This is a genomic window from Vibrio navarrensis (assembly GCF_000764325.1).
In the GTDB taxonomy this organism is placed as follows: Bacteria; Pseudomonadota; Gammaproteobacteria; order Enterobacterales; family Vibrionaceae; genus Vibrio; species Vibrio navarrensis.
The window spans coordinates 551823-574635 of the sequence record NZ_JMCG01000002.1 but is presented as its reverse complement, the minus strand read 5'-3'; the positions used below and the strand labels follow the sequence as shown (position 1 = coordinate 574635).

Genomic DNA, 22813 nt, shown 5'->3' with positions numbered 1-22813 from the left:
CACAACGGATCTTCTTCTGTAGCGGTTGATGTTGATAGAATGTTCAGTCCTATTCTATTCATCAGATCAATGTCGGTGAAATAGGGTATATACTTGTAGGGTTCGTGAGCATAGGGGATGAAATATGATCCAAGAAGTCATAGAAACGAAGCTGCACAATACGTTTGAGCCAGATTATCTGAGCGTCGTGAACGAAAGTTACATGCACAACGTACCACCAGGCTCAGAAAGTCACTTCAAAGTCATTGTGGTGAGTAATAAGTTTGAAGGGCAGAGACTGCTTGCCCGTCATCGTCAAGTGAATCAAGCATTGGCCGATGAGCTGAATAATCATATCCATGCGTTGGCGATTCACACCTACACTGAAAAAGAGTGGCGATTAGAACGCGGCGGCGCACCAGACAGCCCAATGTGTATGGGCGGCAGCCGTGTTTAAAATCGGACGTTGTACCAAGGGCGGTTTGTTTGATGATTGAGGGAAAGATGGTGTAAGCCATCTTTTTTTATGTACATCAATAGTTCGCTTTCTTAGCGATACTGATTAAAAAATGTATTAACAGCGTTTCAACAAATGAGTGTAACAAATGATAGGTCGATATCGATAGTTTCTGCCTATGCCTGAAGTTTGCAATCCGGTTACCATTTGTGCGACGTGTCAAAGTTATGAACAATAGTTAGCCTATATCTCTCAATTCATTCGAAATAAAACGGCTAATGCGTTTATTGGTCATGGCATCAAGTTCGCAAAAGGTGCTAAAATATCGCACCTGATAAATCTCTCCAATTTCATGTGAAGAGATTTTTAAAAGGATGTTGCGATTTTGGCGTTTAAAACGACGTCAAAACCGGACACAAATGTCGTGTCTAAAAGTTACGCAATCAAAAGAATCTTTTTCCCGATAAAAGTAGTGCAAGTGCGTATGATTACAATAAAAAAGGGTTTGGACCTTCCTATCGCAGGAGCTCCTACCCAGGTGATTAATGATGGCAAAGCCATCAAAAAAGTCGCCTTGCTTGGCGAAGAGTACGTTGGCATGCGTCCTACGATGCATGTACGCGTAGGTGATGAAGTGAAGAAAGCCCAAATTCTTTTTGAAGACAAAAAGAACCCAGGCGTGAAATTTACTTCTCCAGTGAGTGGTAAAGTTATCGAAGTCAATCGTGGCGCGAAACGTGTCCTTCAATCTGTTGTGGTTGAAGTGGCAGGTGACGAGCAGATTACTTTCGATAAGTTTGAAGCTAGCCAACTGGCAGGTCTTGATCGCGCAGCGATCAAAACTCAACTGGTTGAGTCTGGACTTTGGACTGCTCTGCGTACTCGTCCGTTCAGTAAGGTTCCGGCAATCGAGTCTTCAACGAAGGCAATTTTCGTTACGGCAATGGATACCAATCCTTTGGCAGCGAAACCTGAGTTGATTATCAATGAACAAGCTGAAGCTTTCGTTGCTGGATTGGATGTGCTTTCCGCTTTGACTGAAGGCAAGGTTTACGTGTGTAAATCTGGCTCTAGCCTGCCACGCAGCGCGCAGTCTAATGTCGAAGAGCATGTATTTGATGGCCCGCATCCAGCTGGTCTAGCTGGCACCCACATGCATTTCCTTTACCCTGTAAATGCACAACACGTGGCTTGGAGCATTAACTATCAGGACGTTATCGCTTTCGGTAAACTGTTCCTGACTGGTGAACTGTATGCAGAGCGCGTCATTTCTCTGGCTGGTCCGGTTGTCAACAATCCTCGCTTGGTTCGTACCGTTATCGGTGCAAGCCTAGATGAAGTGACCGATAACGAGATCATGCCTGGTGAAGTGCGTGTCATCTCTGGCTCAGTACTTTCTGGCGTTCATGCAACGGGTCCTCACGCTTATCTGGGTCGTTACCACCTGCAGGTTTCTGTTCTGCGTGAAGGTCGTGACAAAGAGTTCCTTGGTTGGGCAATGCCTGGCAAGAACAAGTTCTCTGTTACCCGTTCATTCCTTGGTCACCTATTCAAAGGTCAGTTGTTCAATATGACAACTTCGACTAACGGTAGTGATCGTTCAATGGTACCGATTGGCAACTACGAAAAAGTACTGCCGCTCGACATGGAGCCCACGCTGTTGCTTCGTGATCTTTGTGCCGGTGATTCTGACAGTGCGCAAAGCCTAGGTGCTTTGGAGCTGGATGAAGAAGATCTCGCACTATGTACCTTTGTATGTCCAGGCAAATACGAGTACGGTCAGCTACTGCGTGAATGCCTCGACAAGATTGAGAAGGAAGGGTAATTTTCATGGGCCTCAAAAAGTTTCTTGAAGATATCGAGCATCACTTTGAGCCGGGTGGTAAACATGAAAAATGGTTTGCCCTGTATGAAGCTGTCGCAACAGTTTTCTACACACCGGGTCTGGTGACGAAAAAAAGCTCACACGTTCGTGATAGCGTTGACCTAAAACGTATCATGATCATGGTTTGGCTAGCCGTGTTCCCAGCGATGTTCTGGGGGATGTACAACGCGGGTGGTCAAGCAATTGCCGCGCTCAATCATATGTACGCTGGCGATCAACTTGCCGCAATCATTGCTGGCAACTGGCATTACTGGTTGACAGAAATGTTCGGTGGCACACTGGCCGCTGATGCAGGTTGGGGCAGCAAAATGCTGTTGGGTGCGACTTACTTCCTACCTATCTACGCGACGGTATTCATCGTTGGTGGCTTCTGGGAAGTGCTGTTCTGTATGGTGCGTAAACACGAAGTAAACGAAGGTTTCTTTGTGACTTCTATCTTGTTCGCACTGATTGTTCCGCCAACGCTTCCACTATGGCAAGCTGCACTGGGTATTACCTTCGGTGTGGTTGTTGCGAAAGAAGTCTTCGGTGGTACGGGTCGTAACTTCCTGAACCCAGCTCTCGCGGGCCGTGCATTCCTATTCTTCGCCTACCCAGCGCAAATCTCGGGTGACTTAGTTTGGACTGCTGCGGACGGTTTCTCTGGTGCAACTGCTCTGAGCCAATGGGCGCAAGGCGGTAACGGTGCGCTAGTTAATGCCGCAACTGGTCAAGCGATCACTTGGATGGATGCCTTCATTGGTAACATTCCTGGTTCAATCGGTGAAGTATCGACTCTGGCTCTAGCGATCGGCGCTGCGTTTATCGTTTACATGGGTATCGCTTCATGGCGCATCATCGCAGGTGTGATGATCGGTATGATTGCTCTGTCTACCTTGTTCAATGTGATTGGTTCAGACAGCAATGCGATGTTCAACATGCCTTGGCACTGGCATTTAGTTTTAGGTGGTTTTGCATTCGGTATGTTCTTCATGGCGACAGATCCAGTATCAGCTTCGTTTACCAACAATGCGAAATGGGCCTATGGCATTCTTATTGGCATCATGTGTGTGCTGATTCGTGTGGTCAACCCTGCATATCCAGAAGGCATGATGCTAGCGATTCTGTTCGCTAACCTCTTTGCCCCTCTGTTCGACCACATCGTTGTGGAGAAAAACATCAAGCGGAGACTAGCACGCTATGGCAAGTAATAACGATAGCATTAAAAAGACGCTGTTTGTTGTTATCGCGTTGAGCCTAGTGTGCTCAATCATCGTATCGGCAGCGGCGGTTGGCTTGCGTAGCAAGCAAAAAGCAAACGCAGTCCTAGATAAACAAAGTAAGATTGTCGAAGTAGCTGGCATTACAGAAAAAGGTTCTGTCCCTGAACTGTTTGCCAAATACATCGAACCACGTTTGGTTGATTTTAAATCTGGCGACTTTGTTGAAGGTGACGCATCCACATTTGACCAACGTAAAGCAGCGAAAGATCCTGCGGAATCGATCAAGCTATCAGCCGATCAGGATGCCGCAAAAATCCTTCGTCGTGCAAATACAGGTATTGTTTATCTTGTAAAAGATGGCGACCAAGTATCTAAAGTGATCATTCCGGTTCACGGTAACGGTCTGTGGTCAATGATGTACGCGTTTGTTGCAGTGGAAACTGACGGCAATACCGTATCTGGTATCACTTATTACCAACAAGGTGAGACTCCGGGATTGGGCGGCGAAGTAGAAAACCCTTCTTGGCGTGCGCAATGGGTTGGTAAGAAACTGTTTGATGAAAACCACCAGCCAGCGATCAAAATCGTCAAAGGTGGCGCTCCTGCAGGTTCTGAGCATGGTGTTGACGCTCTCTCAGGCGCAACATTGACCAGTAACGGCGTTCAACACACATTCGACTTCTGGTTAGGTGACATGGGCTTTGGTCCGTTCCTAGCTAAAGTTCGTGACGGAGGTCTGAACTAATGTCTAGCGCAAAAGAGCTGAAAAAGAGCGTGCTAGCGCCAGTATTGGACAACAACCCAATCGCGCTACAAGTTCTTGGTGTTTGTTCTGCACTTGCAGTGACCACCAAACTAGAAACGGCGTTTGTAATGACGTTGGCAGTAATGTTCGTTACTGCACTGTCTAACTTCTTCGTTTCCCTGATCCGTAACCACATTCCGAACAGCGTGCGTATCATCGTGCAGATGGCGATCATCGCATCTTTGGTTATCGTGGTTGACCAAATCCTGAAAGCGTACCTGTACGATATCTCGAAACAGCTGTCTGTATTCGTAGGTCTGATCATTACGAACTGTATCGTAATGGGCCGTGCAGAAGCGTTTGCGATGAAGTCTGCACCAATCCCATCGTTTATCGACGGTATTGGTAATGGTCTAGGTTATGGCTTCGTTTTGATCACCGTTGGTTTCTTCCGCGAGCTTTTAGGCTCAGGCAAACTGTTCGGTATGGAAGTGATGCCACTGATCAGCAATGGTGGTTGGTATCAACCAAACGGCCTAATGTTGCTGGCACCTTCAGCGTTCTTCCTGATCGGCTTCATGATTTGGGCGATTCGTACGTTCAAGCCTGAACAAGTAGAAGCGAAGGAGTAAGGTCGTCATGGAACATTATATTAGTTTGCTGGTTAAATCGATTTTCATCGAGAACATGGCACTGTCTTTCTTCCTTGGTATGTGTACCTTCTTGGCTGTATCGAAGAAAGTGAAGACATCGTTTGGTCTGGGTGTTGCGGTTGTGGTGGTTCTGACCATTTCCGTACCGGTTAACAACTTGGTGTACAACCTAGTGCTGAAGCCAGATGCATTGGCTCCGGGAGTGGATTTAAGCTTCCTGAACTTTATTACCTTTATCGGTGTAATTGCGGCACTGGTACAGATTCTGGAAATGATCCTCGATCGCTTCTTCCCGCCTCTGTACAACGCGCTGGGCATCTTCCTACCGCTGATCACAGTAAACTGTGCGATCTTCGGTGGTGTATCTTTCATGGTACAACGTGACTACAACTTTGCTGAATCTGTCGTGTACGGTTTCGGTTCTGGTGTGGGCTGGATGCTAGCTATCGTCGCTCTTGCAGGTATCCGTGAGAAAATGAAGTACTCTGACGTACCTCCTGGTCTGCGTGGTTTGGGTATTACCTTCATCACCGCGGGCTTGATGGCGCTAGGCTTCATGTCTTTCTCTGGTGTTCAACTGTAAGTCGGGTAAACCGCAACAATAAAGGAATAGTCAATGGACATTATTCTTGGTGTAGTGATGTTTACTCTGATTGTTCTAGCTCTAGTGCTGGTGATTCTGTTCGCCAAGTCTAAGCTGGTACCAACAGGTGACATTACAATCTCTATCAATGGCGATCCTGCAAAAGCGATCGTAACGCAACCAGGCGGTAAACTGCTGAGTGCGCTGGCTGGTGCTGGTGTGTTCGTTTCGTCTGCTTGTGGTGGTGGTGGCTCATGTGGTCAGTGCCGCGTAAAAATCAAATCTGGCGGTGGTGACATTCTGCCTACCGAGCTTGACCACATTACTAAAGGTGAAGCACGTGAAGGTGAGCGTCTGGCTTGTCAGGTAGCCGTGAAGAACGATCTGGATCTGGAACTGCCAGAAGAGATCTTCGGCGTTAAGAAATGGGAATGTACGGTTATCTCTAATGATAACAAAGCGACATTCATCAAAGAGCTTAAGCTGCAGATCCCTGATGGTGAGTCTGTGCCATTCCGTGCGGGTGGTTACATCCAGATTGAAGCGCCTGCTCATCATATCAAATACTCAGATTTTGATGTGCCGGAGAAGTTCCGTGGTGATTGGGACAAATTCAACCTGTTCCGCTATGAGTCTAAAGTGGATGAGCCAATCATTCGTGCATACTCAATGGCGAACTATCCGGAAGAATTTGGCATCATCATGCTGAACGTACGTATCGCAACGCCACCACCAAACAATCCAAACGTACCACCGGGTCAGATGTCTTCTTACATCTGGTCGCTAAAAGCGGGTGATAAGTGTACGATTTCCGGTCCATTTGGTGAGTTCTTCGCCAAAGATACCGATGCAGAAATGGTCTTCATTGGTGGTGGTGCAGGTATGGCACCAATGCGTTCACACATTTTCGACCAGCTAAAACGTCTGCAGTCTAAACGTAAGATGTCTTTCTGGTATGGTGCGCGTTCTAAGCGTGAAATGTTCTACGTAGAAGATTTTGATGGCCTAGCGGCGGAAAACGAAAACTTCGTGTGGCACTGTGCGCTGTCTGATCCGCAACCAGAAGATAACTGGGATGGTTACACTGGCTTCATCCACAACGTACTGTACGAAAACTATCTGCGCGATCACGATGCGCCAGAAGATTGTGAATACTACATGTGTGGTCCACCAATGATGAACGCTGCTGTTATCGGCATGCTGAAAGATCTTGGTGTTGAAGACGAAAACATCCTACTGGATGACTTCGGTGGTTAATTCCGCTAAGTGACTGAAACTATGGCTGGCCCTTGTGGGTCAGCCATTCTTTTTTCTTATTAAATGATTTTGACGCAACAGAGTTGATATAGAAAATGGAGGTCAAATATTGCACCTATTTTCTATATCCATTCCACAATAGGAGTTAAACAAGTGAAAAAGTGGCTTGTTGCATTTGCTTCTCTATTGATTCTCGCTGGTTGTGAAAAGCCTGCAGAACAAGTTCATCTTAGCGGCCCAACCATGGGCACCACGTATAATATAAAATACATCGTTCAACCCGACATCCCGAGCGCAGAAGCGATCCAAACCGAAGTGGATCGCTTGTTGGAAGAAGTTAACGATCAGATGTCGACTTATCGCAAAGATTCAGAGCTGAGCCGTTTTAACCAATACCAAGGTTCAGAGCCGTTTACTGTTTCTGAGCAAACCGCAACGGTAGTGAAAGAAGCCATTCGTCTTAATCAGTTGACCGAAGGTGCGTTGGATGTCACGGTTGGGCCGTTGGTCAATCTGTGGGGATTTGGCCCAGAAGCACGCCCAGAAGTGGTGCCGAGCGATGCGGAACTCGCCGAACGTAAAGCTAACACTGGCATTCATCATCTGAGTGTTGATGGCAATAAACTGAGTAAAGACCTGCCGCATCTGTATGTGGATCTTTCGACCATTGCTAAAGGTTGGGGGGTGGATGTGGTGGCCGATTACATTCAGTCGCAAGGCATTAACAACTACATGGTTGAAGTGGGCGGGGAGATTCGCCTAAAAGGCGTCAACCGTGAGGGTATTCCTTGGCGCATTGCTGTCGAGAAACCTTCTGTTGAAGAACGTGTGATTCAAGAAATTATTGAGCCGGGTGACATGGCGATTGCCACTTCTGGTGATTATCGTAACTACTTTGAGCGTGATGGGGTCCGTTATTCACATATTATTGACCCGACGACCGGTAAACCAATTGCCAATAAAGTGGTATCGGTGACGGTGCTGGATAAGTCGTCCATGACCGCCGATGGCTTAGCGACGGGGCTGATGGTGCTTGGCGATATCAAAGGAATGGAAGTAGCCAACCAAAACAACATCCCCGTACTGATGATTGTAAAAACGGATGACGGTTTTAAAGAGCTGGTTTCTAAAGCCTACCAACCATTTGTGAAAAAATGACAGGATTGAGTTTAAGCGTATGAGTACATTTCTAATTACCTTTGCGGTGTTTGTCGCGGTGATCGCCGCGATGGCTGTGGGTTATATCTTCCAGAAAAAAGTGGTGAAAGGAAGCTGTGGCGGTTTGGGCGCGGTTGGGATTGAGAAAGTCTGCAACTGCCCAGAACCGTGTGATGCGCGTAAAAAGCGTGAAGCACGAGAAGCGGCCCGGGCACAAAAACTCTCAGAGTGGGAAAAAGACCGCATAGCATAACCTTGTCATTACTCAACCCAGCTTCGGCTGGGTTGTTTTTTCGTTGCAGGGGTATGTGCTGGCACTTGGTTCTATACTTAGGAAATTGGACTTGAAAACCGTTGTGATGTCAGGAGGTACTATGCAACTTCATCAACACGGCATGGCTGATCTGTTTGAACAGTTAGGGCTTGGCAGTTCACCTAGGGAGATAGATGAGTTTATCGATGCTCACCGCCATCCACGCGACACCACACCACTGCACCAGGCCAGTTTTTGGACCCAAGCTCAAGCGAGTTTTCTGCGTGAAGCGATTGAAGAAGATGCCGATTGGGCGGAGTTAGTCGACCAGTTAGACGTGATGCTGCGCAAATAATGTTAGCCCATGGCGTGACATCAGCGACGTCTTGCTTTGCAAAATCGATCACCGTTATTATACTGTGTTTTTAAACAGTATTGTCTGGGCGCAAAATGTCAGAACGCGTGAGAAAAATCATTCACGTTGATATGGATTGTTTCTATGCCGCAGTAGAAATGCGTGACAATCCCGATTATCGTGGCCGCCCTTTGGCGGTCGGTGGACATGAAAAGCAGCGAGGGGTACTCAGTACCTGTAATTACGAGGCGCGTAAATTTGGCGTGCGCAGTGCTATGCCAACCGCGCAAGCACTCAAGCTTTGCCCATCATTACTGGTGGTGCCGGGAAGGATGCAGGTGTATGTCCAGGTCTCGCGGCACATCAGGGAAATCTTCTCCCGCTATACCGACCTTATCGAACCGCTTTCGTTGGATGAAGCGTACCTAGACGTCAGCGACTCAACCCAATGTCATGGTTCTGCCACGTTAATCGCACAAGCGATTCGGCGTGATATCTGGCAGGAACTGCAACTGACAGCATCAGCCGGAGTCGCGCCAATTAAGTTTCTGGCTAAAGTGGCTTCGGATATGAACAAACCCAACGGACAATTTGTGATTCCGCCAGAGAAAGTGCAGGAGGTGGTGGATAAACTGCCGCTGGAAAAGATCCCTGGGGTTGGCAAAGTGAGCCTAGAAAAACTCCATCAAGCAGGTCTCTATCGTTGTGAAGACATTAAAAACAGTGATTATCGCGAGCTGCTACGCCACTTTGGCCGTTTAGGGGGATCGTTGTGGAAACGCAGTCACGGCATTGATGAACGCGAAGTGGTGGTTGAACGTGAACGAAAATCCGTTGGCGTTGAGCGCACTTTTAGTCAGAACATTTCCAGTTATCAAGAGTGCTGGCAAGTGATTGAAGAAAAGCTCTATCCCGAGTTGGAAAAGCGTTTGCAAAAAGCCAACCCAGACAAAGCGATTATCAAGCAAGGGATCAAAATGAAATTTGCCGACTTCCAACTCACCACCATTGAACATGTGCACAGTGAGCTGGATTTGGCCTATTTTCGTCAGTTGCTACAAGATGTTCTGCAACGGCAAAAAGGGCGCGAGATTCGCCTGCTTGGATTGAGCGTGATGCTAAAACCGCAAGAACAAACGCGGCAACTTAGCTTTTTCTAAGCTGCTCTACTTGTTGGTAAACCTTGCTGTATGGCACGCTCTCAAGCTTGGCGAAACCCGTCAGCTTCTTGGCTTTCAGTTTGGTCAGCAATGGCGTATTGATGCCACAGAGAAAACGAGTGATCAACTCCGCGCTCAATGGCGTTGCACTTTGCGCTTGTAACTCATCGATCCAACCCTGCGCCTTGTCGTTTGGAAAAGTTTGCTCCATTTCAAGCGGCAGATGCGCCACTTGACCTCGGCACACCGAACAGTGTCCGCAGTGCTTTGGCGCTTGGCTGTCGGCAAAATAGCTGGCAAGGGTGTAGCTTAGGCAGGAATCTGCTTGGAAAAAGTCGAGCATCTGATGTATGCGAGCGACATCACTCCGCTCTTTCTCTTTGAACAGTTGATACAAGCGCTCAGCTAGCGTGCTGAGTGGCTCTTGAAACGGAAACACCCGATAGACATCGGTCATCTGTTTGCTTTCCAGTTCGATCCAACCTTGCTGATGAAAATACTCTAAGGCGGCCACGATGCGCTGCCTTTCGGCGCGGTAGGTGAGCCAAAGTGCTTCGAAATCGGTTTGACACCATACTCTGGATTGTGCAGAGCAGTGGAAAATGGCCTCCACAAACTGGCGTCTTTCACCGGAAAAGCGCTGCAAAATCGCATTGGCGCTGTCGATAAATTTGAAACGATAATCAGCAAAATAAGCAAACTGCGCTTCGATTTGCCCAGCCAGTTCGAGATAAACCAACAGCGTTTTTAGCGGCAGTTGACGGATATTAGCCTCATTTGCCAACCTATTTAGCATCACTTCCCATCGCTCACCCGCATTGGCAATTTGCCTCAGAACGTGTTCAATGTCGGCCAGCTCTGGGGTATCGCCGTAGACAAAGTTTTCCAGCACGCTCAAGCCATTTTGATTGGCGAGCAGAATGCACTGAGACGCCTTTCCATCACGTCCGGCACGGCCAATTTCTTGCGCATAATTTTCAATCGATTTGGGCAAGTCAAAGTGGATTACGCGGCGAATATCGGCTTTATCGACGCCCATGCCAAAGGCGATGGTAGCGACAATGCAATCGAGTTCGCCTTGCATAAACTGCCTCTGAATGGCGTCACGCACGCTGTGTTCGAGCCCTGCGTGGTAAGCCGCCACTTTCACACCCGCAGTTTGTAGCATTTGAGCGACAACTTCAGCCGTGTGCTGCAAAGTAACGTATACAATGGTTGGCGCATGAGGGTCTTGCGCCAGCAAACTTAACAAGGCCTCGCCTTTATTCTCCTCGCGACAAGGCGAGACACAGAGATCCAAGTTGGGGCGATAAAAGCCAGTAATCGTGACATGCTGTGGCGCGATGGCGAATTTATCCTGCATATCCTTGACCACTGCTTGAGTAGCCGTTGCGGTAAGCAGCAGCACTTGGGGAATGTTCAATGCGCGTTGGTATTGAGGCAGTTTGAGATAATCTGGGCGAAAATTGTGGCCCCATTCCGAGATACAGTGCGCCTCATCGACCACCATGAGCGAGATCGCCACTTCTGAGATAAATTGACGAAAGCGTTCGTTCTTCAGCCGCTCAACCGAGATCATCAACACCTTTATTTGCCCCTGTTTAACGGCGTTCATCACCGCCTGAGTCTCTTCTTTGGCTTGACCCGATTCAATCGCCGCAGCGGCAATGCCTTTGCTGTGGAGAAAGGCGAGTTGATCTTTCATCAAAGCAATCAGTGGGGAAACGACCAAAGTTAAGTGAGGTAGGCACAGGGCCGGAAGCTGATAGCAGAGTGACTTGCCAGAACCTGTGGGGAATATGGCCGCGGCCGAGTGTCCCGACAGTACGTTGTCTATCACGCTTTGTTGTCCGTGGCGCAAACGGTCAAAGCCAAATACTGATTTGAGTGTTGCTTCGAGGTTCATCTCGCTCATGTTCCATTCTCTCCAGTTACGTTCTTGATTATCATAACCGGAAAGCCAGCAAATCTCATGGTGTAGAAGAAGGACAATAGTATGAATCAAGGGGAGAAATCCGTCAGTTTACGGCCTTGATGTGTACGATAAGTTGTGACAATTTACTGACAAAATACCTATTACGAGCTGTTATAGTTTGGCGAAAATCGTTAAGGAAGCGTAATGAAAAAGCTAGCTGTTTTAATCTCCATGCTGACCACGTTCTCGGTTTCTGCGACGCAGTGCCGTGTTGATATAAAAAATGAGATCCGTCTTGATGGCGAAGCGGTGGAAATTCATCAACAAAATGGCGACAAAGCTCGTGTCGATAGCCAAAACAACCTCTATATTCACGGGGAAAAGATCGAACTCAGCCAAGATCAACAAGCCGCTATCGAATCTTATCGTGAAAACCTCAACGCCTATCTGCCAAAAGCAAAGCAATTAGCTGCCGATGGATTAGCGTTTGCCAATGATGTGATTGATGACGTCGCAGCCAGTTTGGACGCGCCTGGCGCTTTTGATAACGTCAAACAGGCGGTGGGCAAGTTCTTTGCCGAGGTTGAATCGCGTTATTACCAAGAGGGTGAATTGGTTCTGCCGGCGGAAAGTTTCTCTTCGATGACCCAATCTTGGCGAGAGGATTTTCAGCGCGCTCAAGAGATTTTCAATAAAGAGTTGTTTGCCAGCGCCTTTGAGGCTCTTTCGAGCAAAATGAAAGGCGAGGGTGGTTTTAACCTCTCAGCGCTCTCTGACAGCATGGCCGAGCTGAAGAAAAAGGTCGAAGAGAAGATAAAAGCGCATAGCAAAGAGGTGGAAAAGCAGACACAAGATTTCTGTGACTCACTGGATGACATGGCGGCGCAAGAGCAAGAGATACTGAAAAAAATCCCAGAACTGAAGAACTATCAAGTCTTTACTATTTAAAGCCAAGATTGGCTTAGCGAAGAAGCCACCATGAGAGCGCCACAGAGCGCTCTTTCTTTATTCTGCTGTACTGTTATTTTTACAAAGCGAATTGCTGCTTATTTTTCTATTTGCCGAAGATTTAACCAGCTGTGAATGGTTTGGCCGAAGAGCTTCTGATATTGTACTTGTTAACTAGTTCATGAGTGCAATTTTGATCGTATGTCACAGCAAACATCTTCTCAACCGCGGGAGCTTTTTGGCTCTCGTCTTGGTTTTATTCTTGCCGCCGCTGGTGCAGCGGTTGGTCTTGGCAATATCTGGGGCTTTCCTACACAAGCCGCGTCAAATGGTGGCGGTGCTTTCCTTTTAGTCTATTTAGTGATGATTTTGATCGTCGCTTTCCCGATGCTGGTGGTGGAGATGGCGATTGGTCGGCATGGTCAGGCCAACCCGGTCGACAGTATGCGTGCACTTACCAATCATCCTGTAGGTAAGAAAGTCGGTGGGCTGGTTGGTTGGATTGGTCTTAGCGTGCCCAGTGCCGTACTGGCGTTTTATTCCATCGTCGGTGGTTGGATCATCTGTTTTATGCTGGGAGCCATCACCGATCTGCTCAGTCTCGACGCAGCCAGTACGTGGTTTAAAGGCTTTAGCGTTGAGCGTAACCTGTTTGGTACCTTGGTTTTCTACGTATTGACGATTTTGATCGTGCAAGGTGGTGTTAAACAAGGGATCGAAAAGTGGTCAACCCGCTTGATGCCAGCGCTCTTTGTGCTGTTCGCTGTGCTGTTTATCTATATCATGACGCAAAAAGGCGCGATGGAAGGGTTAAAACACTATCTCGTGCCCGATTTCAGCAAAGTATGGGATAGAAAACTGCTCCTTGCGGCAATGGGGCAAGGCTTCTTCTCGCTTACCATCGGTGGCTGTTCGATGCTGATCTACGGCTCCTACCTGAGTAAGAAAGAGAACCTACCAAAAATGGCGATGAACGTTACCTTAGTCGACACCGCCGTGGCTTTTATCGCTGGCTTAGTTGTGTTGCCCGCGATGTTTGTCGCAATGCAAAAAGGGGTGCAAATTTATGCGGAAGATGGATCGCTACTTAGCTCAGATACGCTAGTGTTTACCGTGCTGCCACTGATGTTTGATAGCTTGGGGCTTCTCGGTCAGATATTTGCCGTGATATTTTTCTTGCTGCTGACGATTGCCGCCCTCACTTCTTCAATCTCCATGCTGGAGTGCCCTGTGGCGCTTGTAGGCGAACGTTTTAATACCAAACGCAGCACCACGAGCTGGGTCTTGGGGGGGCTAATTGCCCTGTTCAGTGTGGTAATTGTGTACAACTTCGGTGCGCTGTTTGGGCTGGTGGCAACCGTCGCGACACAATATCTGCAACCAACGGCCGCTCTGCTGTTCTGCTTGTTTGGTGGTTGGGTGTGGAGTCGTCACAGCAAAATCAAAGAGCTTGAACAGGGCAACCCTGAGTTCACTTTGGGTTGGTTTGGTAAAGTTTGGCCTTCGTATGTGAAGTTCGTTTGCCCGGTGCTGGTGGCAACGGTGATTTGGGCTTCCTTTGGTTAACGCCAGAGAGCAGTAGATAAAAAAGCTTGATGCGGTGGCATCAAGCTTTTTAATTAATCGAACCTCGAACCTCGAACCTCGAACCTCGAACCTATCGAACCTCGAACCTCGAACCTATCGAAACTGCCCAGCATCGGGCAAAAACTCAAAACCCGCGGTGGCCAATTTGGCTTCTAATGCTGCACGATCAATATCGAAATAACGCACGAGTTTATCGAGGTCACCGGCAAAATCGTCACGTAGCTTCATGTTGACGATGCTCATCAACATGATCGGATCCATGGATGCAAAGTTTGCCAAGTTCATCAGTCAGTCCTCAAAGTCTGAAATGAGTAAGTTGGCGGCGGCAAAAGCAGCTTTCTCACGTGTTTCTTTAGGTAGTGATTCATCTGCCGCAATATCATTCAGCGCTTTGACTGCACACGAGATTGCCTGTGGAATGTACCCTTGGTCACCACTACCAATTTGAGCATAAAGCTCACGAACTAACTCACAACAGCCGTATACTTGCATGGCGTTTTCCTTGAACTTAAACAAATGATAACTGCTCTCAAATATACACAGTGTGGTTTTGAAACTCAAAGCTCAGAGTTGTTTTGGCGCAAGTTAATGATCACCCTGAGCAAAGATTCATCAACGCAATTGCAGTTCAAGTTGTTCGATGACTTCAGGAGCCAGCTGTAGCTGCTTAGCCAGTTCTTGCAAATACGCTTTTTCCATAAAGCTTTGTTCGTCTGCGATGATCAGCGAGGCAAGGTAAATTTCACTTGCTTGCTGTGGTGATGTCGCCAACTTGGCAATGTCGGTTGGGTCGAGTGGTTTTTGCAGCTCTTGTTGAACGAGTTGTCGCACCTGTTCATCGGCGTTCATCTCACTGAGTGCTTGCTCAATCTGCGCCATTTCCTGCTGGTCAATATGACCATCTGCTTTGGCCATCGCAATCATCGCTTTGATGATCAGCAACGAGTGATGGTTGTTTTGTGGGTCGTAAGCTTCCGTCACGCCAGTGTTTGGTTGAGTTCCTTGCCAGTCGTTGTAAACCTTATAAGCCAACGCGCCTAAGGCCGCGGCGCCACCAATTTTGAGCGCATTCTTGCCAAGCTTCTTGGCCATCTTTGCGCTTTTTTTCGAACCCATCAGCATGCCGATGAGGCCGCCACCCAATGCGCCTGCACCGAGTGTTTTGAGTTGGCTAGCGTTGGTGTTGTTTTTGAGGTTTTGGGTTTGTTTGTTCAATGCCTCTGAACCTTGTTTTAAAAGATCAGAGTTGAGGGCTTGATTGAGAAGGCTTTTTAGATCCATGTCGACTCTCCTAACTAAACATGAAGCAAGCATAAAGAGGGGAATCTGAACCAAAGATTAATAGAAAAGGGATTGGTCTTGACCAATCCCCTTTAACTGTTGTTATAAAAGAGCTCGGGTTATTTCAGTTGCGCTTTGATGTGCTCAACGATATCCGCCATCGCGACAGGTGTTTTTTCACCAGAACGACGGTTCTTGTACTCAAAGTGACCTTCGTCCATGCTACGGTCGCCAATCACGATAGTGTGAGGGATGCCGATCAGTTCCATATCAGAGAACATTACGCCTGGGCGCTCTTTACGATCATCAAACAGCACTTCGATGCCCGCTGCGGTCAGTTCTGCATACAGTTTTTCTGCCGCTTCTTGAACGCGCTCAGATTTATGCATGTTCATTGGCACGATAGCCACTTGGAACGGAGCAATCGCATCAGGCCAGATGATGCCGTACTTATCGTTGTTTTGTTCAATTGCGGCTGCCACTACACGTGAAACACCGATACCGTAGCAACCCATCTCTAGGATGACGTTTTTGCCGTTTGAATCGAGAACGCCACAGTTCATCGCTTCCGAGTACACATTGCCTAGTTGGAAGATGTGACCCACTTCGATACCACGTTTCAGCATCAATGTGCCTTTGCCGCATGGACTTGGATCGCCTTCCACCACGTTACGTAGGTCAGCAACTTGGCCAAGCTCCACATCACGACCCCAGTTGATACCGAAGTAGTGTTTGCCGTCGATGTTGGCACCAGCGCCGAAATCGCTCATGACAGCAACCGAGCGGTCAACGATAAATGGTAACTTAAGGCCAACAGGGCCCAGAGAACCTGCACCAGCACCAATGAGTTCGCGCATCTCTTCTTCTGTTGCCATCTCTAAAGGCGTTGCAACTTCAGCAAGGTTTTCTGCTTTGATTTCGTTGAGTTCGTGGTCGCCACGGATGATCAGCGCCACGATAGGTGCATCAATGGCGTCCGACGCTTTAACGAATAGCGTCTTAACGGTTTTCTCGATTGCGATACCGTGCTGTTCAACCAGTTCAGCGATGGTTTTCGCGTTTGGCGTATCTACCAGTGTCATCTCTTGCGTTGGCGCTGCACGCTCAACCGCAGGAGCAACGGCTTCTGCTTTCTCGATGTTAGCGGCGTAATCTGATTCAGTCGAGAAGGCGATGAGGTCTTCACCACTTTCAGCCAGTACGTGGAACTCTTGAGAGCCGTTACCACCGATCGCACCTGAGTCTGCGAGTACTGGACGGTACTCAAGGCCCATGCGGTCGAATGCTTTACAGTAAGCATCGTGCATCGCTTGGTAAGATTTTTCTAAGCCAGCTTTGTCGATATCGAAGCTGTACGCATCCATCATGCAGAATTCACGTGCACGCATCACACCAAAACGAGGGCGACGCTCGTCACGGAATTTGGTCTGGATCTGGTACAGGTTGAGGGGAAGCTGCTTGTACGAGCTCACTTCGTTGCGAACCAACGCGGTAATCACTTCTTCTGCGGTCGGGCTTAGAACAAATGGACGAACGTGGCGGTCAGTAAAGCGAAGCAGTTCCGGGCCCATCTTTTCAGAGCGGCCTGTCTCTTCCCATAGTTCAAACGGCTGTACAACGGGCATCAAGGTTTCGATTGCACCTGCATTGTCGATCTCTTGACGAACGATGTTTTCGACTTTACGCAGTACACGCAGACCGGTAGGCAGCCAAGTATATAGACCTGAAGCCAGCTTACGGATCATACCTGCACGTAGCATGAGCTGGTGGCTCACTACTTCTGCGTCGTTTGGAGTCTCCTTCAGAGTTGAAAGAAGATATTTACTGGTACGCATTCTATGGTATCCGTTTCATCATGTTTAAAAGCCCCTCAGCAAAGAGGGAGTAAAATTAAGCCGTCTATGATATCAGCCATTACTCAATGTCAAAAGCGTTCAATAGAGGTAACCGTCACTAACTTGTCGGTTACGATAAATTTCACGTTCAAATCGAACAAATTTACCGCGTATTGCTTCTCATCGGCGCGACTTTTCTTATAAGCCGGGCGCGGATCTTGCGCTAACACCTGAGCGATAACCTCACGCTCGTGTGCGCCAGTGGCTCTCTTTTGCAGCGCCTGTTCGGCCTGATTGCTAAATTGCACCAAAGCCTGTTCGGGCGCTTGTTCTGCGTACCCACCTTGTGCCTCGGGAATGGAATCGGAGTAGGGGATGTAGGGTTTGATATCGATAATCGGCGTGCCATCAACCAGATCGACACTCCCCAACTCAAGATAGATCTGCTCACCCTGTTTGCTCACGCCTTTAAGCTCGACGGCTGACATACCGATGCCATTGGGGCGAAACGTTGAGCGCGAAGCAAACACGCCAACCCGCTCATTGCCCCCTAAACGCGGTGGACGCACGGTTGGCTTCCAGCCAGCATCAAGGTTTTGATCAAACAGAAACAGCAGCCAAAGGTGTGAGAACTGTTCTATCCCTCTGACCGCTTCTGGGCTATTGGTTGCGCCACTCAGCTTGACTCTGGCACTGGCAGCAGGCACCAACCTTGGCTGACGAGGGACGGCAAATTTTTCTTTATACGGACTTTGGATAATACCGATGGGTTCGATGGCGTACATAGCGTTTGTGGAGGCTGAATAAAGAATGCAGCAAAGCTACCACACTTTTTTACTTGCAACTCTTTTTGATAATAACTATCATTTGTTATGTTATATTGTAACACTTAATTGCGAAGGAAATTAAATGAAACCGGGAATCCATCCTCTATACCGCCAAGTGGTGTTTCATGACACCAGCGTCGATAAATATTTCTTGATCGGATCAACATTGCAAACCGATCGCACCATTGAGTGGGAAGATGGCCAGACATACCCTTATTTCACCATTGAGGTGTCATCGGAATCGCATCCGTTTTACACCGGCAAACAGCGTGTGGTGCAAAAAGAGGGGCGAGTGGCGAATTTCAACCGCCGTTTTGGCCAATTTAACAAAGAAACGGAGCAGTAACATGAAAGTATTATCGTCGCTAAAAAGTGCCAAAAGCCGCCACCCTGATTGCCAAATCGTCAAACGTAGAGGGCGCTTGTATGTGATTTGCAAATCCAATCCTCGTTTTAAAGCGGTACAAAAGTAGGCGAAGTATCAAATGGTTAGTTGTAAACAGATATCGTATGCAGTAATGATTTTCTCTTGATTATAATTCTGGTAAATATTTGTTTTATAGATGATGTGACCATTTATGAATCAGAATATGGTCATAAATACGGCTATTTTGCAATAATTTGTAACATTTGTAATTTTTATTTCCCTCCTTGCTCAAGTACCCTGCGCCAGCTTTTGACATTTCTGTCACATTTGCTCAGGAAAAACTACAAGGAGGGAACAGATGAGTTCATCTGCTTCAATAAATCAATCTTCACCAAAGAAGTCGCTGTTTACGCGTTTTCTTGATTCGGTGGAATATTTGGGGAACTTGTTACCCCATCCCATCACTCTATTTGCCCTTTTCTGTTTGGCGATCTTAATTTCATCTGGCATTGCTGGCTATTTCGAGGTGTCTGTCGCCGACCCTCGCCCTGAAGGTGCGAAAGGTCGTGCCGCCGATGGCATGATCCACGTGGTCAGCCTGCTCAATGCGGATGGTCTGGAACTGATCGTCACCAATCTGGTGAAAAACTTTGTTGGCTTTGCGCCGCTAGGGACGGTTCTGGTGGCGATGCTGGGCGTGGCGATTGCCGAATATTCGGGTTTATTGTCTGCGGCAATGCGTGGTCTGGTTATGGGCGCATCAAAGCGCATGGTGACGGTCACGGTGGTATTCGCGGGCATCATCTCCAACACGGCTTCTGAGCTTGGCTACGTGGTGTTGATCCCACTGGCTGCGATGTTATTCCATTCGCTTGGTCGCCATCCATTGGCCGGCCTTGCTGCGGCATTTGCCGGTGTGTCGGGTGGTTACTCGGCAAACCTGTTGATTGGTACGGTGGATCCACTGCTGTCGGGCATTACCGAAACTGCGGCACAAATGATTGATCCGAGCTACACCGTTGGCCCGGAAGTCAACTGGTACTTCATGTTTGTCTCAACGTTTGTGATTGCAGGTTTGGGCGCGTTTGTGACGGAGAAAATTGTCGAGCCAAAACTGGGCAAATACAACGATGAAGAAGCCTCAGAAGATCTTAGCCAAGACAAAATGGGCTCATTGACCGCGCTGGAAAAAAAAGCCCTCAAGCTTGCTGGTCTGGCAACGCTGCTGGTCTCGGCACTTTTGGCCTGGACCGTAGTTCCTGCCGACGGCATTCTGCGCTCTGATGCGGGCACGATTGCCGGCTCCCCATTTTTGAAAAGCATCGTCGCGTTCATTTTCGTCTTCTTCGCCGTACCGGGATTTGTCTACGGTAAAGTGGTCGGCACGATGAAAAGCGACCGTGATGTGATCAATGCGATGTCTAAATCGATGTCGTCGATGGGTATGTACATCGTACTGGTGTTCTTTGCGGCGCAGTTTGTTGCCTTCTTTAAATGGACTAACTTTGGTCAAGTATTTGCCGTTGCAGGCGCTGAATTCCTGCAAGAGATCGGCTTAACCGGTCCAATGCTGTTTTTTGCCTTCATCTTGATGTGTGGTTTTATCAACCTGATGATTGGCTCAGCCTCTGCACAGTGGGCCGTGACTGCACCCATTTTTGTACCTATGCTGATGCTGGTGGGTTATGCGCCAGAAGTGATTCAGGCCGCTTACCGTATCGGTGACTCGACCACGAACATCATCACGCCAATGATGAGCTACTTTGGCTTGATCCTTGCTGTTGCCACCCGCTACATGAAAAACCTTGGCATCGGTACCTTGATTGCGGTAATGCTGCCGTACTCCTTGGTGTTCATTGTTGGTTGGAGCTTGCTCTTCTACGTGTGGGTGTTCGTCTTTGGCCTGCCAGTTGGTCCGGGCGCAGCGACGTACTACACGCCTTAACGTACTGAATAAAAGAAAAAGCCTGCAATTTCGCAGGCTTTTTTCGATTCTCATCGAAGCAGCGCTTCGTATTGATTCAGCGCTTGGCCAAAATTCTGTCGAGATGATTAGCAAACTCGCGTCGTTCGGTTTGCGACAATGCCGCAGGTCCACCCGTTTGGATACCGCTTGAGCGCATAGTGTCCATAAAATCGCGGATATTGAGCCGCGCCTTGATGGTGTCTTTGGTGTAGAGCTCGCCTCTGGAACTTAGTGCCAGCGCGCCTTTACTGATCACCTCATCGGCCAGTGGGATGTCTGACGTAATCACCAAATCACCCGCTTCGGTGCGTTTGACTATCTCATTGTCAGCAATATCAAACCCGGATGGCACTTGAATGGAGTGGATATTTTGCCTTTTGGGCACAGGCACCACATGATTGGCGATAAAGGTGCACTCAACGCCGGTGCGCTCTGCGGCGCGGACAATGGTCTCACGAATCACTTTCGGACAGGCGTCCGCATCAACCCACAGTTTCATGCGCTTGTCTCCGCGTTGAGCTTTGCCTCTAAAGAGGCAAGACGCGAGACCAGTTCGGCCACGGTTTTTTCCAATTGGGCAATACGTTCGGCTTGGTCGGTTTCTGTTTGAGGCGCTGCCACTTCCACTTTGGGTACGCGCTGAGCACTCTTCCAACTTTTGATTGCGGCGATTAAGGCAGGCATCGGCACTGACGTGTTCATGCGTGCTCGCACTAGGGCGACGGTAGGCTCTTTGCCTTGTTGTTGCAACTGCTCCAGCACTGCTTGCAACTGTTCGGTAACGTCTTGAGTTAACATAATCGGTCTCTAATAACGATATATCCCTCATCATACGTTGAGGTTTGGCGTTTGGCGAATGGCAATTTCGGTAATTGCTTGTAAGAGATATCTCACACGCTTTGTAAGAAAAAGCTAATTCAGCGTACGTCATTCCATGAGTATTCTATGGTAACTTATTGATAATAAAAGGTTGTAAATGAAATGTAATGGATGTCATGGTGTTTTTTCTTAGTTAAACGATTGCTCCGATAGGGAAAAAAGGTAAATTAGACCCTGTCGGAAGGATGCTGACACGGAACAGGAAACGCCAAGGATTTGGTTATCGTCAGGAAGACGATTTGGTTGCTCAGGAAGAGGAATCAAGCAAGGAGCGCAGGACATTGTACGGACGCAATCACTAATAGGATGTTAGTGAGCAAGGAATGGCAATGGACCCCTCTAAGGATTGAGGTAAGGACCGCTTCAGGATGAAGCAAGGGACACCGCTCAGGGAACAAGTGATGCGCGCTAACGAGGAATGTTAGCAGTCGGGAAGACTCAGGACACCGCTAGGACGGCGACGTAAGGAATAGCTGAAGGATTCAGCCACTATTATGGATGATGCAGGGAGCATTATTAGTAGCCGGACTGCTGCGAGTAAGACTATAGCCCCGATACTCTGTATCGGGGCTTTTCTTATACTCAGCCCTTCGAACCTAGCCAGCGCTGCTGGCATCTTATAAAAATTCACAAACAACGTCTAAAAAACAATCTGGATCAATAACCTATTGTGCAAGTTGGTTTAATTTCGGCTTCTCTCTTTTGACACTCACGGCCGCTTAGTGTGCCGATGTCAAGGCTATCAAGGATACGATGTGACCATAGTAACCAGAAGAACGCTGCTTCTTCCTTACAATGATTCATTAAAGCTCGAGTTTGTTATGCTCAACTGCTGTGCGAAGAATCGCGCTGAGTTGGGCGGGCCTTATACGGTCGCGAACGCGAAACTGATGTTTGATAAAGTGCTCAATGATCCCAACATTCATGCCATGGCGGTCTTGGATAACTACAATCGTGAATACATGGGACATGTGTATATCAGCGACTGTGATTCGCAGCCAACGCTTGGGTTTCTATTTGACAAAGCCTATTGGAGCCAAGGGATTGCGACGGAAACCTTGAAAGCGTTTCTGCCCAAGGCGGTGTACGATTTGCAGCTCGATCAAGTCACCGCTTGGGTTAAACCGAGCAACAAGGCGGCAATCGCGCTGCTGAGTAAACTTGGTTTTTATCGCCAGCCACAAAGCGGCCAGCGAGAAGAAGCATGGCAGATGCTGTTTACATCCGATGTGGTGGCAGGAAAAAGTTCAGCGGCCTAAAACCGCTCATGATGAGATGACCTTGATAACAATCATCGCCAAGCGCTGAAAATTCAAAGTGATAGACTGTATGCCAACGCCAGACACCGTCTGGCGTTTTCAGTTTATGCGCGCCAAAAGCCACACTGATGAGCTGTAAATCCAGTTGTTCGCACTTGCGCACAATGGCGGATTTTGCCAGCTCCGACTGTTGCCGTTGCTGCCAAAACAGAAAGCAAAAGAACGCTAAGCCGAGAATGGCGAAAAGATCACCCATCATTTA

26 protein-coding genes are annotated in these 22813 nt (G+C 48.2%); 17 read left to right on the top strand and 9 right to left on the bottom strand.

Annotated features, from left to right (window positions below):
• The first annotated feature begins 124 nt into the window (after positions 1 to 124).
• The 11 genes from bolA to dinB all read left to right on the top strand — a co-directional run bounded on the left by bolA (position 125) and on the right by dinB (position 9687).
• Positions 125 to 436, top strand: a complete 312-nt coding sequence (bolA, locus tag EA26_RS17005; protein ID WP_039430326.1) for a transcriptional regulator BolA — start codon at positions 125 to 127, stop codon at positions 434 to 436.
• A gap of 484 nt (positions 437 to 920) precedes the next feature.
• On the top strand, positions 921 to 2261 hold the full coding sequence (locus EA26_RS17000; protein ID WP_052079175.1) for a Na(+)-translocating NADH-quinone reductase subunit A: 1341 nt from the start codon (positions 921 to 923) through the stop codon (positions 2259 to 2261).
• Positions 2262 to 2266: 5 nt separating this feature from the next.
• Positions 2267 to 3511 (top strand): NADH:ubiquinone reductase (Na(+)-transporting) subunit B, encoded by a 1245-nt coding sequence (locus EA26_RS16995; RefSeq protein WP_039430324.1) that lies wholly within the window; start codon positions 2267 to 2269, stop codon positions 3509 to 3511.
• Positions 3501 to 4268: a Na(+)-translocating NADH-quinone reductase subunit C gene (locus tag EA26_RS16990; protein ID WP_039430323.1), complete on the top strand. Its 768-nt coding sequence runs from the start codon at positions 3501 to 3503 to the stop codon at positions 4266 to 4268. The genes EA26_RS16995 and EA26_RS16990 overlap by 11 nt, the downstream gene beginning before the upstream one ends.
• Complete coding sequence (locus EA26_RS16985; RefSeq protein ID WP_039430322.1) at positions 4268 to 4900, top strand: NADH:ubiquinone reductase (Na(+)-transporting) subunit D; 633 nt, start codon at positions 4268 to 4270, stop codon at positions 4898 to 4900. Before EA26_RS16990 ends, EA26_RS16985 begins: the two co-directional genes overlap by 1 nt.
• Before the next feature lie 7 nt (positions 4901 to 4907).
• Positions 4908 to 5504 (top strand): NADH:ubiquinone reductase (Na(+)-transporting) subunit E, encoded by a 597-nt coding sequence (gene nqrE / locus EA26_RS16980; protein WP_039430321.1) that lies wholly within the window; start codon positions 4908 to 4910, stop codon positions 5502 to 5504.
• A gap of 33 nt (positions 5505 to 5537) precedes the next feature.
• Positions 5538 to 6761, top strand: coding sequence for an NADH:ubiquinone reductase (Na(+)-transporting) subunit F (gene nqrF / locus EA26_RS16975; RefSeq protein ID WP_039430320.1), 1224 nt, complete (start codon positions 5538 to 5540; stop codon positions 6759 to 6761).
• A gap of 153 nt (positions 6762 to 6914) precedes the next feature.
• Positions 6915 to 7919 carry an FAD:protein FMN transferase gene (locus EA26_RS16970; protein WP_039430319.1) on the top strand — a complete coding sequence of 335 codons (1005 nt, stop codon included), beginning with the start codon at positions 6915 to 6917 and terminating at the stop codon, positions 7917 to 7919.
• A 19-nt stretch (positions 7920 to 7938) separates the two neighbouring features.
• Positions 7939 to 8172, top strand: a complete 234-nt coding sequence (gene nqrM, locus EA26_RS16965; RefSeq protein WP_039430318.1) for a (Na+)-NQR maturation NqrM — start codon at positions 7939 to 7941, stop codon at positions 8170 to 8172.
• A 121-nt stretch (positions 8173 to 8293) separates the two neighbouring features.
• A complete protein-coding gene (locus tag EA26_RS16960; RefSeq protein ID WP_039430317.1) occupies positions 8294 to 8527 on the top strand; it encodes a DUF2789 domain-containing protein in 234 nt (77 codons plus the stop codon).
• A gap of 95 nt (positions 8528 to 8622) precedes the next feature.
• Positions 8623 to 9687, top strand: coding sequence for a DNA polymerase IV (dinB, locus tag EA26_RS16955; RefSeq protein ID WP_039430316.1), 1065 nt, complete (start codon positions 8623 to 8625; stop codon positions 9685 to 9687).
• Here the strand turns inward: dinB and EA26_RS16950 are convergent.
• Positions 9674 to 11593 (bottom strand): RecQ family ATP-dependent DNA helicase, encoded by a 1920-nt coding sequence (locus EA26_RS16950; RefSeq protein ID WP_404975778.1) that lies wholly within the window; start codon positions 11591 to 11593, stop codon positions 9674 to 9676. The two genes, dinB and EA26_RS16950, sit on opposite strands and share 14 nt — an antisense overlap.
• Positions 11594 to 11806: 213 nt before the next feature.
• Between EA26_RS16950 and EA26_RS16945 the strand changes: the two genes are divergently transcribed.
• Together EA26_RS16945 and EA26_RS16940 are read left to right on the top strand one after the other, a co-directional pair.
• Complete coding sequence (locus EA26_RS16945) at positions 11807 to 12550, top strand: YggN family protein (protein ID WP_039430314.1); 744 nt, start codon at positions 11807 to 11809, stop codon at positions 12548 to 12550.
• 201 nt (positions 12551 to 12751) lie between these two features.
• A complete protein-coding gene (locus EA26_RS16940) occupies positions 12752 to 14116 on the top strand; it encodes a sodium-dependent transporter (protein WP_039430313.1) in 1365 nt (454 codons plus the stop codon).
• Between the two features lie 114 nt (positions 14117 to 14230).
• Here EA26_RS16940 and EA26_RS16935 read toward each other — a convergent pair whose 3' ends face one another.
• The 5 genes from EA26_RS16935 to tsaA form a co-directional block, all read right to left on the bottom strand.
• A complete protein-coding gene (locus tag EA26_RS16935; RefSeq protein ID WP_011079741.1) occupies positions 14231 to 14422 on the bottom strand; it encodes a DUF4250 domain-containing protein in 192 nt (63 codons plus the stop codon).
• A gap of 3 nt (positions 14423 to 14425) precedes the next feature.
• Positions 14426 to 14629: a YaeP family protein gene (locus EA26_RS16930; RefSeq protein WP_011079742.1), complete on the bottom strand. Its 204-nt coding sequence runs from the start codon at positions 14627 to 14629 to the stop codon at positions 14426 to 14428.
• A gap of 120 nt (positions 14630 to 14749) precedes the next feature.
• Entirely contained in the window at positions 14750 to 15418 is a 669-nt protein-coding gene (locus EA26_RS16925) for a tellurite resistance TerB family protein (protein ID WP_039430312.1), read from the bottom strand.
• A gap of 119 nt (positions 15419 to 15537) precedes the next feature.
• Positions 15538 to 17253: a proline--tRNA ligase gene (locus tag EA26_RS16920; RefSeq protein ID WP_039430311.1), complete on the bottom strand. Its 1716-nt coding sequence runs from the start codon at positions 17251 to 17253 to the stop codon at positions 15538 to 15540.
• Positions 17254 to 17342: 89 nt separating this feature from the next.
• Positions 17343 to 18038: a tRNA (N6-threonylcarbamoyladenosine(37)-N6)-methyltransferase TrmO gene (tsaA, locus tag EA26_RS16915; RefSeq protein ID WP_039430310.1), complete on the bottom strand. Its 696-nt coding sequence runs from the start codon at positions 18036 to 18038 to the stop codon at positions 17343 to 17345.
• A gap of 124 nt (positions 18039 to 18162) precedes the next feature.
• On the opposite strand from tsaA, the gene EA26_RS16910 reads away from it, so the two are divergent.
• The 3 genes from EA26_RS16910 to EA26_RS16900 all read left to right on the top strand — a co-directional run bounded on the left by EA26_RS16910 (position 18163) and on the right by EA26_RS16900 (position 20392).
• Positions 18163 to 18426, top strand: coding sequence for a type B 50S ribosomal protein L31 (locus tag EA26_RS16910; RefSeq protein WP_039430309.1), 264 nt, complete (start codon positions 18163 to 18165; stop codon positions 18424 to 18426).
• Position 18427: 1 nt separating this feature from the next.
• Positions 18428 to 18553, top strand: coding sequence for a type B 50S ribosomal protein L36 (gene ykgO / locus EA26_RS16905; protein ID WP_039430308.1), 126 nt, complete (start codon positions 18428 to 18430; stop codon positions 18551 to 18553).
• A gap of 252 nt (positions 18554 to 18805) precedes the next feature.
• Positions 18806 to 20392: an AbgT family transporter gene (locus tag EA26_RS16900; protein WP_039430307.1), complete on the top strand. Its 1587-nt coding sequence runs from the start codon at positions 18806 to 18808 to the stop codon at positions 20390 to 20392.
• A gap of 76 nt (positions 20393 to 20468) precedes the next feature.
• Here the strand turns inward: EA26_RS16900 and EA26_RS16895 are convergent, their stop codons facing one another.
• Positions 20469 to 20912 (bottom strand): YaiI/YqxD family protein, encoded by a 444-nt coding sequence (locus EA26_RS16895; protein ID WP_039430306.1) that lies wholly within the window; start codon positions 20910 to 20912, stop codon positions 20469 to 20471.
• Complete coding sequence (locus EA26_RS16890) at positions 20909 to 21211, bottom strand: hypothetical protein (protein ID WP_039430305.1); 303 nt, start codon at positions 21209 to 21211, stop codon at positions 20909 to 20911. The genes EA26_RS16895 and EA26_RS16890 overlap by 4 nt, the downstream gene beginning before the upstream one ends.
• A gap of 836 nt (positions 21212 to 22047) precedes the next feature.
• On the opposite strand from EA26_RS16890, the gene EA26_RS16885 reads away from it, so the two are divergent.
• Positions 22048 to 22551 carry a GNAT family N-acetyltransferase gene (locus tag EA26_RS16885; protein WP_039430304.1) on the top strand — a complete coding sequence of 168 codons (504 nt, stop codon included), beginning with the start codon at positions 22048 to 22050 and terminating at the stop codon, positions 22549 to 22551.
• Here the strand turns inward: EA26_RS16885 and EA26_RS16880 are convergent.
• Positions 22511 to 22810: a DUF3301 domain-containing protein gene (locus EA26_RS16880; protein WP_039430303.1), complete on the bottom strand. Its 300-nt coding sequence runs from the start codon at positions 22808 to 22810 to the stop codon at positions 22511 to 22513. The two genes, EA26_RS16885 and EA26_RS16880, sit on opposite strands and share 41 nt — an antisense overlap.
• Positions 22811 to 22813: the final 3 nt, after the last annotated feature.

Bases quoted from the DNA above. Each gene is read 5' to 3' on its own strand.
- ykgO (WP_039430308.1), top strand. From the start codon at position 18,428: ATGAAAGTATTATCGTCGCTAAAAAGTGCCAAAAGCCGCCACCCTGAT.
- EA26_RS16995 (WP_039430324.1), top strand. From the start codon at position 2,267: ATGGGCCTCAAAAAGTTTCTTGAAGATATCGAGCATCACTTTGAGCCG.
- EA26_RS17000 (WP_052079175.1), top strand. From the start codon at position 921: ATGATTACAATAAAAAAGGGTTTGGACCTTCCTATCGCAGGAGCTCCT.
- EA26_RS16960 (WP_039430317.1), top strand. From the start codon at position 8,294: ATGCAACTTCATCAACACGGCATGGCTGATCTGTTTGAACAGTTAGGG.
- EA26_RS16985 (WP_039430322.1), top strand. From the start codon at position 4,268: ATGTCTAGCGCAAAAGAGCTGAAAAAGAGCGTGCTAGCGCCAGTATTG.
- EA26_RS16940 (WP_039430313.1), top strand. From the start codon at position 12,752: ATGTCACAGCAAACATCTTCTCAACCGCGGGAGCTTTTTGGCTCTCGT.
- nqrE (WP_039430321.1), top strand. From the start codon at position 4,908: ATGGAACATTATATTAGTTTGCTGGTTAAATCGATTTTCATCGAGAAC.
- EA26_RS16945 (WP_039430314.1), top strand. From the start codon at position 11,807: ATGAAAAAGCTAGCTGTTTTAATCTCCATGCTGACCACGTTCTCGGTT.
- EA26_RS16890 (WP_039430305.1), bottom strand. From the start codon at position 21,211: ATGTTAACTCAAGACGTTACCGAACAGTTGCAAGCAGTGCTGGAGCAG.
- nqrF (WP_039430320.1), top strand. From the start codon at position 5,538: ATGGACATTATTCTTGGTGTAGTGATGTTTACTCTGATTGTTCTAGCT.
- EA26_RS16950 (WP_404975778.1), bottom strand. From the start codon at position 11,593: ATGAACCTCGAAGCAACACTCAAATCAGTATTTGGCTTTGACCGTTTG.
- EA26_RS16990 (WP_039430323.1), top strand. From the start codon at position 3,501: ATGGCAAGTAATAACGATAGCATTAAAAAGACGCTGTTTGTTGTTATC.
- EA26_RS16910 (WP_039430309.1), top strand. From the start codon at position 18,163: ATGAAACCGGGAATCCATCCTCTATACCGCCAAGTGGTGTTTCATGAC.
- EA26_RS16935 (WP_011079741.1), bottom strand. From the start codon at position 14,422: ATGAACTTGGCAAACTTTGCATCCATGGATCCGATCATGTTGATGAGC.
- bolA (WP_039430326.1), top strand. From the start codon at position 125: ATGATCCAAGAAGTCATAGAAACGAAGCTGCACAATACGTTTGAGCCA.
- tsaA (WP_039430310.1), bottom strand. From the start codon at position 18,038: ATGTACGCCATCGAACCCATCGGTATTATCCAAAGTCCGTATAAAGAA.
- dinB (WP_039430316.1), top strand. From the start codon at position 8,623: ATGTCAGAACGCGTGAGAAAAATCATTCACGTTGATATGGATTGTTTC.
- EA26_RS16900 (WP_039430307.1), top strand. From the start codon at position 18,806: ATGAGTTCATCTGCTTCAATAAATCAATCTTCACCAAAGAAGTCGCTG.
- EA26_RS16930 (WP_011079742.1), bottom strand. From the start codon at position 14,629: ATGCAAGTATACGGCTGTTGTGAGTTAGTTCGTGAGCTTTATGCTCAA.
- EA26_RS16895 (WP_039430306.1), bottom strand. From the start codon at position 20,912: ATGAAACTGTGGGTTGATGCGGACGCCTGTCCGAAAGTGATTCGTGAG.
- EA26_RS16920 (WP_039430311.1), bottom strand. From the start codon at position 17,253: ATGCGTACCAGTAAATATCTTCTTTCAACTCTGAAGGAGACTCCAAAC.
- nqrM (WP_039430318.1), top strand. From the start codon at position 7,939: ATGAGTACATTTCTAATTACCTTTGCGGTGTTTGTCGCGGTGATCGCC.
- EA26_RS16925 (WP_039430312.1), bottom strand. From the start codon at position 15,418: ATGGATCTAAAAAGCCTTCTCAATCAAGCCCTCAACTCTGATCTTTTA.
- EA26_RS16880 (WP_039430303.1), bottom strand. From the start codon at position 22,810: ATGATGGGTGATCTTTTCGCCATTCTCGGCTTAGCGTTCTTTTGCTTT.